Consider the following 17,432-nt stretch of genomic DNA (forward strand, 5'->3'; position numbering starts at 1 on the left):
CGGCGTTTTGATTATTATACATCTCATTTATGATAACGTTAGTAAATTACTAATTTTCCTGCTGGCCATTTACCATCCCAGCCACAGGGTATATACCCTAATTCATATACTTTAATAATGGAATCAAAAAAATGTCACCTTTTAAAGGTTTTTTATAGGTATCTTACATCAAAAAATTAAAAAAATTCCATTTAAGATTATCTATTATAATATCCTCACTTACACCTTTATCTCTCAACAATGGAAGAAGCTCATTATCAATTATTTTTTTGCTTCTCGAACAATGACATTCCATTCCTGGTAATCCTTGGTATGTTTTTTCGTCAAGTGGCCAGTTATCTCATTACTGGCTTCAAGAGTAGTATTTTCCCAATCAATATTAGTTATTTCAGTAATAAAATCTGAATCATTTGTTAACTGCCTTACATTCTGCAAAACAGTTTTCTTTCCAATATTTATAAACCAATTAATTTTCAGCAGACGTTATATTGCTAATCTGGATATATTCATGGTTCCAGCTGATTTGTTATTGCTGTAATTCTTGAAATATTCCCCCCACCAACAACATCATACTCCAGACGGGTTTTTATACTATACTTTACTGCTGTATTAACCTCACCTGGAGTATAACCTGTCGCCTATAAAATATTAACACAGATAAAAATAACTTTTTAATATTTTTTCAGCACATTAGGGTTGAAGACTGAAAGTGTTCTTCCATCCCTATTAATTCCACACGGCATGCAGCCTTTTTTGAAAATTAAAAAAACCTCTTCTAGCATTGATCCCTCTAGATATCCCTTCAAATATCTTTGTGTTGCCACCCAGTTAAGCATATTAATAGCTTCATCAGTTACTTCATTAACAAATAAATCATATTCTCCATTGTCTATTAATCCATTTTTCTTTCTCAGTAAAAATGCCTTTCTCTTACGAATATTATCCTTGAGAACATCCCCCTTTAATTTTTTTGCGTTATCAATTATTTCTTTTTGAGAGTTTTTGTAATCTTTATCAAGAATTAAATCAGAGATCAACGCGGAGAAAAAATCACTCCAATTCAGGTATGGTTCACTCAAGTTTTGATCAAAAAGCAATTCCTTAGCTTTTTTTGGATCCAAAACAACATCATAATTTAAAAGGGGTTCACTTGTCCCCGATAGAAAAAGTGCATCATTAATAAAAACTACTGGTTCCATATAATCATCAGATTGAATATTCATACGATTGCTCAAATATGTTAGGCCACTTACTATATACTCTCTGCCAATCAAGTTGATATATTTCTTTTTGGCGAATATAAAAAGCATGCCCCTCCTCGGCATGAGTAAAAGTCTCCGATATTTCAAAAGAGGCTTGAATTCCTAATTTATCAAGCTCATTTTTGTAATCTTCAGAAGCATCATCAAACCACTACCCTTTATTTTTAAGATGTTCTTTGACTTTCTCAGATAACATATGGCTCTCTATAGCTGATCCTTGAGTTTAGTTTTTATATATTCTGTGCATCACCACCCAGCCCAGGGATCATATTTAAAATCTTCATCAATAATTTTGAATTCAATACCTTTCATTCCTAAAGTCTGGAATTCATCTTTAAGAGCTTTAGAGCAAACAGGCTTAGAAAGTTCCTGACAAAAAAACAGGTGTTTTTCAACATCTTTTTTGATGATAAAGCGATCTATTTTATCATAGTATGTTTTATCCAGCCCCCGGGCCTCTGGGGTGTCAGGTAGCCCTGACTCAATATCATGAGAGATATTAAAAAGTGATTTTTCCTTATCAAGGATTTCAATATAATCAACGAGAAAAAACAAGAAGTATTCTTTCTCCGGTTTTTTCTTCTTGAGCAAAGTTATATCAGCATGACGACTAATTTTTCTCACACCGAATTTTTCACATAAATTTAAAAAACCAGAAGAAACTAAATTATCGCTAATTAAATAATCACCATCAAGTTTCTCAGAAGCAGCTTTCAATGCATAGCTTTTGGCAAAGTTAGACTCTACAGGCGGAGAGACAAAAATATCATAATCCGGTAATTCAGGATCCCAATTTTTATCCATAAAATGAGGACAACCAGCATCATCCGGTAAATATTCCATAACATAAAAAATTTCATTTGATTTATTCATAATAATCTCCCTGTAGTCGAATCAATTTTAAACATGCCAGACTCAAGACCATTAGTCGCCCAATTCTGAATATTTTTCACACCTAAAGCTAGCTGAGAATCACTCATTCTATTAGCCTGGCTGGCCAGTTGCGTTAAGCGACCTCTGACCGCTGCCGTATACTGGTTGTGGTTCGACCAGTGTCCTGGCAGACCAATTTGACCGGCAAGCTCCCGAGAACCAGGTAAGAAAATACCATTCGATGCTCCATCTCCATCCCAGCCAATCTTTCTTAATCGTTCAAATATCGACTTAAAGTTTTTATCCTTCATTAACTCTTCGGGAATGAGGTGATGGTTAGCCATTCCATCACCACTGCGTGCACCCATATTTCGACCCAAGGTACAACTACTCAACCCCAGCGGATCCACCCAGTTCAGCGGATCCGGCACATACCCATACAGGTTCAACCCACCCATCAACCCTATCGGGTCCAGCTGCGTATACCGCCCACCGCTCGGGTCATAGTACCGGAAAGTGTTATAGTGCAGACCCGTTTCCCGGTCAAGGTACTGTCCCTGAAAGCGCAGGTTCTGCGGCACTTTCCAGTCAACCCCACTGCTTTCCCGCGTGGTGCGGCCCCAGGCGCTAAACGCCCCCTGCCACACGCTGTCACCCTGCCTGTCCGTCACCCTGTCCGGCAGGCCGTTGATCTCCGTGTGATACCAGTAAACCTCCGCGTGCTGCTGACTGCTGTCAACCCGCGCAACCGGCTCGTAGCTGTTTTCCGCATACACATACTGCACGGCGGAATCAGGCCGGCTGTCGCTGTGCTCACCTACCATCTGCATCCCGGACCACGCAAAATGCGTGCATTCCGGCTGCGCCGCATGGCGCCGCCACACCTGTTTGCCGGTGCGCCGCCCCAGCGCATCGTACTGATACTGCGCGCGGCTGTATTCGGCATCCCCTTCAATCAGCACTTCACATATACGGTGCTCTTCGTCGTAATTAAAGCGCTGCACAATGCCACGCTGGCTGTCATGGCGCTCCGTCATACGACCAAAACCGTCGTACTCCCAGCGGATACCCGCCAGACGCTTCAGCAGGTTATCCCACACCGGATGCAGATCCTCACCGGTGCGGTTATCCGCCGCGTCATACCAGAAACGTTCCTCGCCACCCGGCTGAATGCTGCGCGTCATTCTGCCCGCCGCATCGTAGCCCCACAGCGACTGGCTGTATTTTTCCGCCGGGCTGGCAGGTGCGCCATCCGTCACGATCTGCCGGATGATCTGATCGGCACGGTCCCACTGGTAGCGACGTTCAGATACCAGACGCTGCCGCAGATTATCAACGCTGCGGCGCCGGGTGATGCGCCCGGCAATGTCGTACTCCGTCTCCAGCTCCAGCTCACCCTGGCTACGGTGCGTTTCGCGGTGCAGACGATCACGGCGGTAGCCCGCCAGCGCATGCGTGCGCCCGCCCAGCGTCAGCTGCATCTCCAGCAGATGGCCGGTGCCGTAGCGCAGGAACTGCATTTCGTGCCCGTCAGGGTAGACCGACGCGCTCAGGTTGCCCAGCGCATCATACTGATGGTGATAAGTGCCTGAGTGGTTCTGCTCGCTGACCAGGTTGCCCAGCGCGTCACGCTGAAACACGATCACTTCCGCATCCGCCGGTTCACACTCGCTGATCATCGCCTGCCGCCATGCAGCGTAGGGGAAGCGGTGGATCTCGGTGCTCAGCGCGTGGTAGTGATATTCGCTGCGGTGCTGTGCCGTTTCGCGTGACGCTATCCTGCCCAGCACATCGTACTCGTAGTTCACCACCCGCGGCGCCAGCGGGCTGTTGGGCACCGGGTGGCTGATCACGCTCTCCACCTGCTGCACGCCGTTGTAGTGGTATTCGGTTTTACGTCCGGCGTAATCCTGCTGCTGCGTCAGCAGCCCGGCCGGAGTGTAGTCAAAACGCCACTGCTGCCGGTTGCCGTTGGTGAGCGTCACCAGCCGCCCGGCCCGGCTGAAGTCATAGCGCGTCACCTGACCGGCGGGATCGATAGCCTCGATGACCTGCCCGCGCGCATTGAGCGTGACCCGGCGCTCCAGCATGCCGTCGATGTTCTGGCCACACAGCAGACCGGCTTTGTTGTATTTAAACAGCGTTTCCCGCCCGTCGGCGCGCACATAAGTTTGCAGACGTCCCGCGGCGCTCCAGCGGTAGTGGTCGGTGTTGCCCAGCGCATCAGTGGTGCTGAGCAGTTTTCCGCAGGCGTCGTAGCGGCGCTGGCTCTGGTAGCCCGAGCAGTCCTCTTCACGTATCAGCTGCCCGCGCATGTCCCACCAGAACTGATGGCTGTTCTCCAGCGCGTCGATACGGCGCGTCAGATCACCCTGATCGTTCCACTCAAAGCGGGTCACGCCACCGGCGGGATCGGTCAGCGCGACCACATCCCCCGCCAGGTTATAGTCGTACTGCCACTGCGCGCCATCCGGCAGCACCTCTTTGAGGGGTAACGCGTACAGCGGGTGCCAGGTGGTGATACGGGTGCGATCCAGCGGGTCGCGCTCCAGCGTCATATTGCCGCGCTCATCCCAAGCGTATTCCCAGCGGGCGCCACCCGGCTGCGTCATCGCCAGCAGCTGTTCGCTGTCGCCGCTCCAGTCATACGACCAGTCTCCGCCGTGTGCATCGGTCCAGGCGGTGATGCGGCTCAGCGCGTCCCAGCGGTGAGTGCTACTGACGCCTTCATCATTACTGACGCGCGCCACCCGCTGCGGCTCATCGGTTTCAATGCGCCAGCTCTCCAGCACCTCGCCCTGTTCGTCACAAACCTGATAAGCCTCAACGCGCCAGTGGCGTGCGTTGAGTGCGGGCCGCCACTGATACTGAACCTTCAGTCCGGTGCTGTAGCTGTGCCACGCCAGCATATCGCTCGCCTGATCCCAGCCGTAACGACGCGTGACGACTGCGTCGGCGTCCGTCACTGTTGTCAGTTGCCCCTGCGGGTTATATGTGTAGGAAACCAGCAGATGACGGGCCCCTGCCGCGACCTGATACACCGCGCTCAGGCGTCCGTGCGCGCCATACTCCAGCTCCACGTCCAGCGCCTCGTTGTCGCCGGAGATACGCACCAGTCTGCCCTCATCGTTCCAGCTGAAATGCTGCACGTTTTCATGGCGGTCATAAATACGGTGGATGCGCCATTCACCCGGTCGCGTGGGGTCCGGCTCAAACAGCTGATGCTCACCTTCGCTGGTCTGCATCACCATCGCGCCGTTCGGGCTGCAAAACAGCTTCAGCCCCTCGCCCTGGAAATCAATCACGTCGCCCGCGTGCACTTCCCCCATGCCCAGCTCACGGCCGGTCATATCCTGGTAGATCAGCTGATTATCCGGCAGGCGCCAGATACGCACCTCAAACGGCAGCATCCAGCCGGTGCCGAGCATGCCGGTGGTGAGATTACGGCTGTGGTAGATACGCTGCCAGTAGAGCGGCATGCGGTCCGGCAGCACAAAATCGAGATCCTCCTCCCGCGCGAGGATTTTCGCCCCGGTGGCAATATTCACCGGGTGTAACGTCTGGACGGCGGCCTCCATGGCGATATTGCCGCCAATCGGACAGACAATATCTTTTGCCAGATTGCGTAACAGCAGGCGGCTGAAGCCAAAGCGGTAGAGTTCCGGCAGAATACCCACCAGCGCGCCGCCGATCAGGTTGCCGGCCATGTACGCCCAGATGTTTTTTCCGCTGTGGATGTCGCGCACTGTGATGGTATCGCCACCGATGCGCACGCGCGGATTTTCGCTCAGTTTGATCTCCGCTTCACAGGTACTTTTGTGCCCGTTACGTGCGGCAGGCTGATTGTTGATCAGCACCTTTTTCGAGCCCTGCGCAATAAAATTGCTGCTGGTGACCATATGGCCCTTGGTACAGGCCACGGTATCGAGCGGCAGCGGTGTCGCAAAGGGACTGGCACTCTCCACTACCGGCTGCATCAGGCTGGTCCAGACGTTTTTGCCCCAGTCTTTTACATCATCCACCGAGAGATGGCTGGCCCGCTCCGCCACCGCCATCAGCGCGCCGCCGGGGTTGAGCGCGGTCTTCATCGCCGCCGCGACGCCGGTCAGTGCCAGCATGCCTACCGCCGCCCAGTCGATGCCACTGTCAGCCGCCGCCGGGGCGTTGAGGTAATCACGCGACACGCTGCCCGCCGCGCGCGCCGCCAGCTTGCCTTTAATACGGACGTTGCCGGATCCGCTGACAATAAACGCATCCGGCGGTCCGGGGTCGATAAGGCTGTCGACCAGCGATGCCGCCGTGTTACCAATATGTTCCAGACCGCCACTGAACACCAATGTAGCAATCGCCACACCGCCCAGCAGCGCACCGACGCCGGTCCCGGCGGCGAGGATGATGCCCGCGACAATCGCCCCTTCCACCAGGCCGCCGACAAAATCTGCCAGCGCCGAACTGTGCACCAGCGGATCGCCAATGCGCGCCGCGAGATAATCTGTCATCCTCAGCCTCCCGGTTGCAGACCCGCTTTGATCGCGGTCCAGAAGGCATCGGCATCCGCATCAAATGGTTGCATGCGGCTGAGGGTAAACGCCAGCAAATGGCCATCTACTCGCGCCACGGCGAGTTTTTCATGCACCATCACATGTTGATTTTCGAAACGCAGCGCCACCTCGCGCGCAGGGATACCGGCGATGTCGCTGTCAGCTACCTCACCCAGCACCACCTTTTTCATATTGCGTTTAATCTTGCCCAGCTGCTGGCTGAGGTATTTCTCTTCATCCCCTGTCGGAACATCCCATGCACGGGTGATCACCAGCGTCGCACCGGCGAACTTCAGCACATTGATGCTGTGATCCTGGACTGCACCAGGCAGGTTCAGTATCCCTTCAGAGAGGGCAAAAGGGACGGTTTTCATGCTTTGTCTTTTCCTTGATCAAATGCCGCTTTCACGGCGTCCTGGATTTGCGCCGGGGTGGGCTCCACTGCGGGTAGTGCACCGGGTTCTTTCAGGTTGAGATCCAGCGTACCGCCGGTGTTGACCTCCCCGGTGCCGGAAGCATTGATGTTAAAATTCACGCACTGTAATGTGACCTGGCCGTTTGCGCCTAATTCCAGCACCGACTGACCGGCTACCAGACGAATGCCACTGTCGGAAGCCTGAACAATCGCCCCCTGCACCCGCTGGATAAAACCACCGCCCACCAGCTGTGAATGAGCCAGTTGCGTCGCCTCGGTGTGGCTGCCGGACACCGTGCCGTTGTAATCCTGGGTGACACTGACGCTACGCGACCCGCCCACACTGTGGGTTTCGTCGTTTTTAACGTTGGTATCCATATTCTTCTGCGCCTGAATCCACAGCTGCTCCTGCCCGGACTTATCCTCGAAGCGCAGGGCATTGGCAGTTTCTGCGGTGCCATCTTTGGTACGGCTGAGGAAGCCCATCTGGGTTGCACCGGCAGGCAGTGCCCAGGGGGGCATACTCGCCTCGTTATACACGCGGCCAATGATCAGCGGACGATCCGGGTCGCCATTGATAAAGTCCACCACCACTTCGTCGCCGACACGCGGAATCTGCACGCCGCCAAACCCCTGGCCCGCCCAGGCGCTGGAGACACGCACCCAGCACGAGCTGGTATCGTCGCCCTTTGCCAGTCGGTCCCAGTGAAACTTCACCTTCACCCGGCCATAACGGTCGGTCCAGATCGACTCTCCCTTTGGCCCCACCACTTTCGCGGTCTGAGGTCCGTGGGTTTTTGGCCATAGCGTGCGGGGGGGCGCACGGAACGTGATCGCGTTCGGCAGCACGGTAAAGGTGATGTTGTGCGAGGAGGTAATATCACCGCTGGCATAGCTGTTTTCTTCGAATTTATATTCAGCACTGGTGGTGAGATAGGTGCCGTTATCGCTGAAATGCGGCGCATCAAGCAGCCCAAAGGTGTAACCAGGCGCAATGCCGGTCGCCGTACCTGTGCCACTGACACTGTGATGCTCCACTTCCCACACTTCCTGGCGGATGCGGGTATAAAACTCGCCGTGGCTGTGGTCAACAAAATGGCCCGGCCAGTCGTAGACATCCACCGTTCCTGGCGTGGGAGCCACCGGGTTCTGCCGCGCCTGTAACATCCAGGCATTGGGTTTACGGAAGTCATAGTCATCCGTGCTGTACATCCCCGGCGTCACGCTCTCGGCCAGTGACCACTGGCTGATCCCCTCTTCCGTTATGCTGCCACCGGAAGGGGCAACGTGGTAAGGAATGGTGGCATAGCCACTGAACGGCTGGTGCTGGTCGGCTGCATCGCACAGTACCAGCGTATGTTTATCGGATTCGTGGCGGAACCAGTAGTAGATCCCCTCCAGCTCCATCAAACGGCTGATAAAATCGAAGCTACTCTCCTGATACTGCACGCAGTATTCCCACACCCGGTAGCTACTGGCGAGTTTTGATTCGACGTTGACGTTGTACTCTTTCAGCAACGTCTGCACGATTTGCGGCACGGTCTGGCTCTGGAAAATACGCAGGTTACGATCACGTTTCATCGGCCACACATCCGGCTCGACGGTCAGGGCATGAACCGCATAGCGCGAGCCATTCAACTCCTCACTGCGCACGGCCACGCGGGTGATTTTGCCGTTGAAGTAGCGTGGCGTGAGTAAGTTCTGTGTCGGCAGGGTAAAGGTCACCGACTTGCCCAACAGAGCATGGCGATCAATGCGGGCATCGGTTGCCAGCAACTCCGCCTGGAGGGTGAATGATTCCGACAGGGCTTCACGCCCGCTGAGTTTCCAAAACAGCAGGCCCTCCGTGGGCAGCTGGACGGTGATGCGTGAGAACATAAGTAAATCCCAGAAAATAATTAACTGTGAGGATCGAGCAGCCAGACACCTTCCGCACTGATGGTGAGTGTCTGTTCACGAGCGCCGTTATGGCTGCTGATCGAGAAGGTGTAGTTGCCCGGTGCCAGTTGCAGCGCGGCAAAACCATTCGCCGCAGGCACCACGGCCTGCTGTTTGCCGTTGACCTGCACTTGTTCACCCGGTTGCAGACGGATGTAGACCTGTGCCACCGGTGCCGGGGGCGGCGCGGGTTCCACTTTAGCCGGTGCGGTCTGGACTTCGGCCTCGGCCACCGGTTGCTCTGCCACCACCGGGGGCGGTGTAGCAGGTTGAGCCAGCGTGGTGTTTTGCGCCTGTGCGGGCACGTCATCACCGCCTCCGGCCATCAATACCCCGACACCCAGCCCGACCAACACCCCCGCCGCCACCAGGCCTGGCAGCGCAAAGCGGTGTTGCAGAAAACGTTTCGCCGGTGATCGCGGCGCCTCGGCTTCCACCTCTTCGACCGGCACCAGCATGGTGCCCGGCCCACTGATTTTCGCCGCGATCAAGGGTTCGGATTCGCGCTCAGGCAGCGCCATCAGTTCCGCAAACGCATCGATATTTTGTGGACGATCCTCGGCTTTCAACGCCAGTGCCTTGTCAACCGCACTCAACAGCGCCGTGGAGTAGCCAGCAGGGCGACTTTGTACCAGTGGCTGGTAGTTATCTTCGATGCTGCGCACCACGCTAACCGGCGGCGGCGCACCGGTGATTAACATGTGCAGTACCGCCCCTAGCGCATAGATGTCAGTCCAGGCCCCCTGCTCGCTCTCATCGTTGTCGCTGTACTGCTCAATCGGCGCAAAACCAGGACGCAACATGGTCTCGCTTTCATCAGACAGGTTACCGATGGTTTTACGTGCGGAACCAAAATCGAGCAGTACCGGTTCGCCACTGCTGAGGATCTGGATGTTATCCAGTGAAATATCGCGGTGCAGATAACCGGCGTCGTGAATGGTTTTTATCGCCCCGAGCAAGGGTGGGAGTAGACGTCGGATCCAGGCTTCGTCGATCTGCTGTGGATTGCGCGCACGCAGATTGGACAAGGTGGTGCCACTGTAAAACGCCGTGCCCATATAGGCGGTGTCATTCTGCACCCAGAAGCGCAGCACATGTAACAGGTTGGGATGATTAAAACGCGCCAGCAGGCGTGCCTCCTGAATAAAGCTGTTCAGACCGGCATGGAAGGTTTTGCTGAACCGCTCACTGCGCAGCACCAGGTTCAACCCATCACTACGCACCGCCAGTGAGGCAGGCATAAACTCTTTGATGGCAATATCGCGCTCCAGTTGATGATCCCAGGCGCGATAGACGATGCCAAAGCCGCCACCACCGATGACTTCTTTTATCTCAAACTCATTAAACCGGTAACCCAGCGGCAAGGCGTTGGGTACATTGAGGTGATTATCGTGTTCCGACATAGACGAAAACTCTCTGATAACGAACGGCTTTAGACATCAAACTGGCAAACAAACTCACCCTGTTCACAGCGCACCTGCACCCGACGGTAACGTTCATCGCGGGCATGGGCGCTAAGCAGTATCTGGCTCATTTGCGGTAACAGGGTGTTGGTGAGAATGGCATCGACCATACGCCCGCCGGACTCCACTTCGGTGCAACGCTGTACGATCTGGCTGACCACGCTCTCGTCAATTTCCGCCGCGATAGCGTGGTTCTCCTCCAGACGGCGCACAATACGACCCAGTTGCAACCGGACGATCTGTGCCAGCATCGCGTCGCTCAGTGGGTAGTACGGCACCACCAGCATGCGTCCGAGTAGCGCAGGCGGGAACACCTCCAGCAGCGGTTTGCGCAGTGCTGTGCTCAGTGCGTCAGGTTCCGGTAACAGCTCAGGATCGGCACACAATCCGCTGATCAGCTGGGTGCCCACATTGGAGGTCAGGATGATAATGGTGTTGCGGAAATCGATATGGCGTCCTTCGCCATCTTCCATCCAGCCTTTGTCGAACACCTGGAAGAACAACTCATGCACATCCGGGTGTGCTTTCTCGATTTCATCCAGCAGCACCACACTGTAAGGCCGACGGCGAACCGCTTCGGTCAGTACCCCGCCTTCGCCGTAACCGACATAGCCCGGAGGCGCGCCTTTCAGGGTGGAGACGGTGTGTGCTTCCTGGAATTCACTCATGTTGATGCTGATGATGTTCTGCTCGCCGCCATACAGCGATTCGGCCAGCGCCAGCGCGGTTTCGGTTTTACCCACGCCCGACGGGCCGCACAACATAAACACCCCAACCGGTTTGTCAGGATTATCCAGACGGGCGCGTGAGGTACGCACCCGTTTCGCAATCAGATCCAGCCCATGGCGCTGACCGATAACCCGTTGGTTGAGGGTTTCCGCCAGGTTCAACACCGTCTCGATCTCGTTTTTCACCATGCGCCCCAGCGGAATGCCGGTCCAGTCTGCCACCACGGCCGCCACCACACTGGCATCCACTGCGGCAAACAGCAGCGGTTCTTCACCCTGCAATTCATGCAACTGCTGACGGGTGTCGTCCAGCTCGCTGCGCAGCGCGGTTTCATCTTCAGTGACACAACGAGCACGCAACGCGATGAGTTTATCCACCAGCGCACGCTCTTGCTGCCAGCGTGCGGTTAATGCCTCGCGCGTTTCGTTGAGTGCCGCCTGCTGCCGGGCAATTTCTTGCTGGCGCTCAGGGGCACCCAGCCCCACTTTCGCCTCGCGCCCGGCGATTTCAGCTTCAATGTCGAGTGCCGCCAGACGATGCAAACAATCTTCCAGTGCCGGAGGCTGAGCCCCCTGACTGACGGCCACACGGGCGCAGGCGGTATCCAGCAGCGCCACCGCTTTATCCGGTAACTGCCGAGCCGGGATGTAACGATGCGACAGTTTAACCGCTGCACTGACCGCTTCATCCAGCAGCAATACCTGATGATGTTTCTCCAGCGCACTGACGGTGCTGCGTAGCATCTGGATGGCTTTGGCCTCATCCGGCTCCTGCACCTGCACGGTCTGGAAGCGACGTGTCAGTGCCGGATCCTTCTCGATATATTTTTTATATTCCGCCCAGGTGGTAGCACCGATGGTACGCAGTTGCCCGCGTGCCAGGGCGGGTTTCAGCAGGTTGGCGGCATCACCCGTGCCTTGCTGTCCACCCGCACCGACCAGGGTGTGGATCTCATCCACAAACAGCACAATCGGGGTGGCGCTCGACTGCACTTCGTTGATCAACGCTTGCAGGCGCGCCTCAAACTCACCCTTCATCCCGGCTCCGGCCTGCAACATACCGATGTCCAGCAGCCAGAGTTGCACATCGCGCAATGGTGCAGGCACATCACCTGCGGCAATGCGCAGTGCCAGCCCTTCCACTACCGCCGTCTTGCCGACACCGGCTTCGCCGGTCAGCAGTGGGTTGTTCTGACGTCGGCGCATAAGAATATCAACCATCTGGCGGATCTCTTCATCACGCCCGGAGACCGGATCTATACGCCCCTCACGCGCACGCGCAGTAAGATCCTGGGCATACTGCGCCAGGGTGCTGCTACCGGCGGCGGCTGGGGTTGCAGCGACATCAGGTTGCGTCAGCGCCTGCTGCGCCTCTTTGCTGTGGCTCAGTAGCGCATCGAATTGATCTAACAAGGCATCGGCGTTAATGCGCGCAAACTGCGCTGAAATACCTTTCAGCACACTGGCGAGGCTGTAGGTCTTGAGCAGACCAATCAGTAGATGACCGCCACGAATGCGGCTGGCGCCATATTTGAGCGAGGCATAGACCCAGGCGCGCTCCACGGCGCTGTCGATGTGTTCGGCGAGATCGGAGACGGCACTCGCACCGCGTGGCAGACGGTCCAGCGCCGCCACAATATCCCGCGTCAGCGCGTTTTCATCCAGTGAAAAATGACTGATTATCTGCTGTAAGTCACCGTCCTGTTGCTGCATCAGTTGGTGCAGCCAGTGCACCAACTCAACATAGGGATTTCCGCGCAGCTTACAAAAGGCGGTGGCGCTTTCCAGCGAGGTAAATAACAGCGTGTCCAATTTGCCGAATAAAACGGCGCGGCTGATTTCTGACATATCGAATCTCTGTAATAGAAGAAGCAGGCTATGTGACAGGAAAAGGCGATGGGCTAGCGCGAAGCAGCCTCAACTTCAAAAACAAAATCTTCACGATCGACAGGCTGTGCCGGTTGTCCCAGCCAACTGGTGTAACCCAGTCGGGCGCTGCCGCCCAGGCTCGCACCCTGGACCTCGTGCGCGGCGAGGATCAGGCTAAGATCCCACTGCATTTCAATCCCGATGTAGTGCCGCACCCAGTCGCGCACTTCACATGCCCCTTGCGCATCGGGTAAGAAGTGAGCATATTGCGCGGCGCTGAGTGGCCCCAGACGCAGGCGAAAACGGTGCTGCACATCGCGCACCGCCACCCCGAGAAAAGCCGACTCACCCAGGCGTGGCATGTGCCGTCCGGCGGCCAGACGCGCCTGATCGCGGCTGTCCAGCTTCAGCCACTGCGGTTGGTTTTGCTCCAGCCGCACCGGGATACCAAAATAGAGGCGCAGAATGCGCACCAGACCTTCCGCATCATGTCCGTGGCGGCTGAGATGCCCCACCAACATCAGGCGCGCGTGCAGGCTGAGTGAGCTGGCCTGTTGCTGAGCCGGTAAACCAATCCCGGCCAGACAGGCGAGATAGTCCTGAAAACGTTTGTCATCGCCGCGATCAAGTGAAGCGGTCGGCTGCGCATCCGCCCAGGCGCGGAAAAACAGTAAGGTGGCCCGGTGGTGAAACAGGTCAGCAAAGGCCGCCAGACTGTGATCCTGATGGTGGTCGATACGTTCGCGCACATACTCAGTCAAGTGCGTGGGTAGCGGCCCGTTAGGGCCAAACAGGCCAAAGCTATAGATGGAGACATCATGACGACCGTCCTCTTCGCGCTCACGTACCGAGGCAAGCGTCGCCGGGGCGAAAGTCAGGGATGGCTTCTGGCCAATACGCAGACTTTCGAACTTTGGCAGCGGCGCGCGCCCCAGCGCATAACGCTGACCACCCTGCGCATTCAGCCGGCGCAACAGTTGGAACAGGTCATAGCGCCAGGGCGTCGCCATCACCGCTGGCCAGAAATCATCCGGCAGACGGCTGGCGCGCGATAAATGGATAATCTGTGCAACTTCACTCATAGCAGCGCCTTCTGGCCCATGCGCGGCGGCCAGTACCCCACTTCGCCACGTTGCTGGCTGGTTAGCGTCAGTTCGGTGAAACTGTTGAGTGCCACCAGACGCGAGAAGACCCGCTCCAGCACGCTGCCAAACAGCCACGGGCTGGCACCGGAGAACACCTGTTCATCCACCTCCAGCGCAATGCTGACGCCACGGGCAAATACCACGGGCCCCGGTTCTGGCACCCGCCGATGTACCGCACTCAGTTGGCAATGACGAATGCCCTCGATCTGGCGCGCCACTGGCGCTTCCGCCAGATTGGCGTACAAGCTCAGCAGCTGGCGCAAGGCGGCGGCCCCTTCTCCGTCGGCGCTGTCCATCAGGCTCAGATAGTTCATTTGCAGGTGGCTTATCAGCCGCCAGGAAGATAAGCCTTCCGCCAGTGCCGGACGCGGCGGCGTTGGCCCTTTGCACAATGTCAGCTGGCTCACCGGGATCGAATCCGGCATCACAAACTGGCCCTGCTCCTGTTGCAGCAGCATCAGCGGTAAATCGCGGCTGGTGCACATCACTTCAGCGGAGAGATGGCGCATATCGTCGCGCCACGGGGTGTGGTGTTCATCCACCAGCGAGAGAAACACTTCAGAGCCAATATAGCCGGTACGGGTGCCATAGCGTTGCGCATGCTCGGACAGCGTGCGCTGCTCACGACGCAGGGAAAAATAGGCGCCGTAGTCACCATTATCCGCGCTGAAGGTGCTCCAGAAAGGCCGGAATACTTGCTCCTCACGCTGCCCTTGCACGCTGGCAAACAAACGTTGCACCGAATGCACTTCGTAATCCAGCGGGCGGATATTATCCACCACCAGATGATATTCATGTTGGCTGTCGCTGACTTTCAGTCGCTCGGCCATTTTCGGGAACAGGTTGATTACCGGCGTGCAATGCAGCGCCAGATGGCTGCGATCCACCACGCTCTCCAGTTCGGCGTCGGCCTTATCCAGCAGAATGATGATGTCGAATGCGGTGGCCTGTTCGCAACGGCTTAGCAGCGCCGCCAGATGATGCAGGCTGATAAACTGAAAGCGTGCCGGGAAAGCAAAATATTCCTGCAACAGACGGTAGCCATCGAAATTGCGTAAATCGTCCGGTAACAACGCCTGCTCAGGCGCAAAACCCTGTTGTTGCAGCGCGTTATCGGCCAGTACCTGGCGCTGCGGCTGTGGTTCGACCGATTGCAGCACGATGCCAACACGATGCTGCATCAACAGCTCCAGCAACCTGAGCGCCTGAATATCCGGTCCGCTGAGGTAGAGCATCAGTTCATCGACTGTCAGTTGGCTGAGCGACGCAACGCCTTCGCACTCAATCCGGATACGCAATGCGCTGGCCGCCCCCAGACCGCTTAACTTCAGCTCACCGAGCGGGATGTCACCGGGTACGCCGCCGAGCGTCACATCGCTGATGCGTAACGGATGCAGCATCACGTCATGCGCCGTGGTGTAGCTACAGGTGACGCCCGATTTCTTCAGGCTCTGGCTCTCCATCATGGTGCCACGCGGCACCAGAAAACCGTTGCTTATATCCCCTTTGCGGCTATCCGGCGTCAGTTGGGCAATCGCCATTGAAGGTGTTGGCGCTAAATAGCCTGGTGCAATCATCTCCAGCAGGCGCTGGGAAAAACGCGGGAATTCCGCATCCATCTTTAGTTGCACGCGTGAGGTGAGAAACGCAAAGCCTTCCATTAAGCGTTCAACGTACGGATCGGCGATTTCTATGCCGCGCATCCCTAGCCTGCCGGCCACTTTGGGATAGCGCTCGGCAAACTCCCCGCCCATCTCACGCAGATAGGCCAGTTCGCGGTTGTAGTAGTCGAGCAGTTTACTGTCCATGATTACCCCACATCCTGGAGTTCAAAATGACCATTCTCGAGATCGACTTGGGTACGAAACAGAAACTCCAGCGGATACGGCACGCACCACAGGCGACCTTTGATCTCAATCGATAGCACGTTGTGCAGGTCAAGTGCTTTCAGGTCGCTGACACAACGCACCTGCAAGCCATGTGGCAAGATGCGGGGTTCGAAATGCAAAATGGCGTTAGTCATTTTGCGCTGGATGTCCTGCCATTCGATGTCAGACATGTTTTGTCCGGCCAGCGGCGCTACACCGAAATTCCATACCGAGCGCTGCACCTCGCCAAACGGGCTGAGATCCTGCTGCGCTTCATTATTGATGGTGTTAAACAGCCACTGTAAATCGCGCAGCACATGGCGACGTAGCGTGTTATGGGTTATCAGCACGCTGTTGCTCGGCTCGCTCCGTTTGTCCGGTGCATCATCTGTCAGGCGATCGAGTAGCGAGGACTGCAACTTGTCGCGTGAGGTCAGCGTGTCGCGAGTTTTCCGCGCACGATAGCCGCCGTGCAGCTGTGCATAGCCGTCTTCACGACTCATAAGCTGGCCCGATATCGTTAAAAGTGAGGCGCTGAAGTGTCATCAGTGAGAATTCCGCGCTGTCGCTCAGCCAGACTTTCTGTCCCAGACCGATAAACTGGCTGTCGACGTTGCCCAGCGGCTGCCATTCGGTGACGCTGGCGCGCAGCCAGGTTTCCTGCGCTGGTGCCGGTAAGGGATAGCGCACCGGGATCTGGCACACCTGTTCGCTGCCATCTACCAGTTGGATCAACGTATGGCGCCACACCAAATCCGTTACGCTGGCCGGTGGCTGGAACTGCATTTCCTGGATCGCAGCAAACGGCACCCAGTAATAACGGCCATTAACGATAGCTTCACACACCGGACCAAAACGGCTGTCGCCATCCATCAACCACGGGAACGCCACGGACTGGTCCTGCTGCTCTAACGTACCGGGATTGACGTCGGCTTGTTCCAGCGCTTGCTGGCGTAACTCCGCGCCGCGTGCCTCATCCCCTTTGACCTCGGCTTGCAACGCCGCCAGCAGGGTTTCACTCCATGCCCAGGCACTGCCCGGCAGTTGGGGTTGCGCCTCACCGCGTAACACTGCCGCACGTTGCAACTCTCCGGCAATCGCCTGTTGCAACAGGGTGATGGTGGGTTGTGCCTGCGGGGTAAGCGCCAGCCAGGATTGCAGTTGTGTTTGGGCACGCGTCCAGTTACCGGCCAGGCACAGCAGTTGGACAAAGGTGGCGCGCAGATCGGCGTCAGCAGGATTGGCCTGGATTTGCGCCGTGGTACGGGCAAGATTCTCCGCCAGTGATGCATCAGCCAGACGTTGTTGTAATGACTCCATGCAAACTCCT

The 17,432-nt window shown here is 55.9% G+C and carries 11 protein-coding genes; all 11 read right to left on the minus strand.

The genetic code is table 11. The annotated features are described in order from the left end of the window. Positions 1–671: 671 nt before the first annotated feature. Positions 672–1,310, minus strand: a complete 639-nt coding sequence (locus tag IAE30_RS13890; RefSeq protein WP_234472762.1) for a hypothetical protein — start codon at positions 1,308–1,310, stop codon at positions 672–674. A gap of 198 nt (positions 1,311–1,508) precedes the next feature. After that, entirely contained in the window at positions 1,509–2,135 is a 627-nt protein-coding gene (locus IAE30_RS13895; RefSeq protein ID WP_045813567.1) for an imm11 family protein, read from the minus strand. After that, on the minus strand, positions 2,132–6,634 hold the full coding sequence (locus tag IAE30_RS13900; RefSeq protein ID WP_200680173.1) for an RHS repeat-associated core domain-containing protein: 4,503 nt from the start codon (positions 6,632–6,634) through the stop codon (positions 2,132–2,134). Before IAE30_RS13900 ends, IAE30_RS13895 begins: the two co-directional genes overlap by 4 nt. 2 nt (positions 6,635–6,636) lie before the next feature. Beyond that, entirely contained in the window at positions 6,637–7,050 is a 414-nt protein-coding gene (locus IAE30_RS13905; protein WP_200680175.1) for a DcrB-related protein, read from the minus strand. Further along, the gene (locus IAE30_RS13910) at positions 7,047–8,969 is read right to left on the minus strand and encodes a type VI secretion system Vgr family protein (RefSeq protein WP_200680176.1); all 1,923 of its coding nucleotides are present in this window, start codon (positions 8,967–8,969) and stop codon (positions 7,047–7,049) included. The genes IAE30_RS13905 and IAE30_RS13910 overlap by 4 nt, the downstream gene beginning before the upstream one ends. 20 nt (positions 8,970–8,989) lie before the next feature. Further along, entirely contained in the window at positions 8,990–10,432 is a 1,443-nt protein-coding gene (locus IAE30_RS13915) for a serine/threonine-protein kinase (protein ID WP_200680177.1), read from the minus strand. Between the two features lie 29 nt (positions 10,433–10,461). Further along, the gene (gene tssH, locus IAE30_RS13920; protein WP_200680178.1) at positions 10,462–13,068 is read right to left on the minus strand and encodes a type VI secretion system ATPase TssH; all 2,607 of its coding nucleotides are present in this window, start codon (positions 13,066–13,068) and stop codon (positions 10,462–10,464) included. Positions 13,069–13,121: 53 nt separating this feature from the next. Beyond that, positions 13,122–14,171, minus strand: a complete 1,050-nt coding sequence (gene tssG / locus IAE30_RS13925; RefSeq protein ID WP_200680179.1) for a type VI secretion system baseplate subunit TssG — start codon at positions 14,169–14,171, stop codon at positions 13,122–13,124. Next, entirely contained in the window at positions 14,168–16,042 is a 1,875-nt protein-coding gene (gene tssF / locus IAE30_RS13930) for a type VI secretion system baseplate subunit TssF (protein ID WP_200680180.1), read from the minus strand. Before tssF ends, tssG begins: the two co-directional genes overlap by 4 nt. Positions 16,043–16,044: 2 nt before the next feature. Next, a complete protein-coding gene (gene tssE, locus IAE30_RS13935) occupies positions 16,045–16,605 on the minus strand; it encodes a type VI secretion system baseplate subunit TssE (protein WP_200680181.1) in 561 nt (186 codons plus the stop codon). Further along, a complete protein-coding gene (locus IAE30_RS13940; RefSeq protein ID WP_200680182.1) occupies positions 16,595–17,422 on the minus strand; it encodes a type VI secretion system accessory protein TagJ in 828 nt (275 codons plus the stop codon). The genes tssE and IAE30_RS13940 overlap by 11 nt, the downstream gene beginning before the upstream one ends. Positions 17,423–17,432: the final 10 nt, after the last annotated feature.

Origin of the sequence: Pantoea sp. S61 (assembly GCF_016625145.1) — a bacterium.
In the GTDB taxonomy this organism is placed as follows: domain Bacteria; phylum Pseudomonadota; class Gammaproteobacteria; order Enterobacterales; family Enterobacteriaceae; genus Pantoea; species Pantoea rwandensis_B.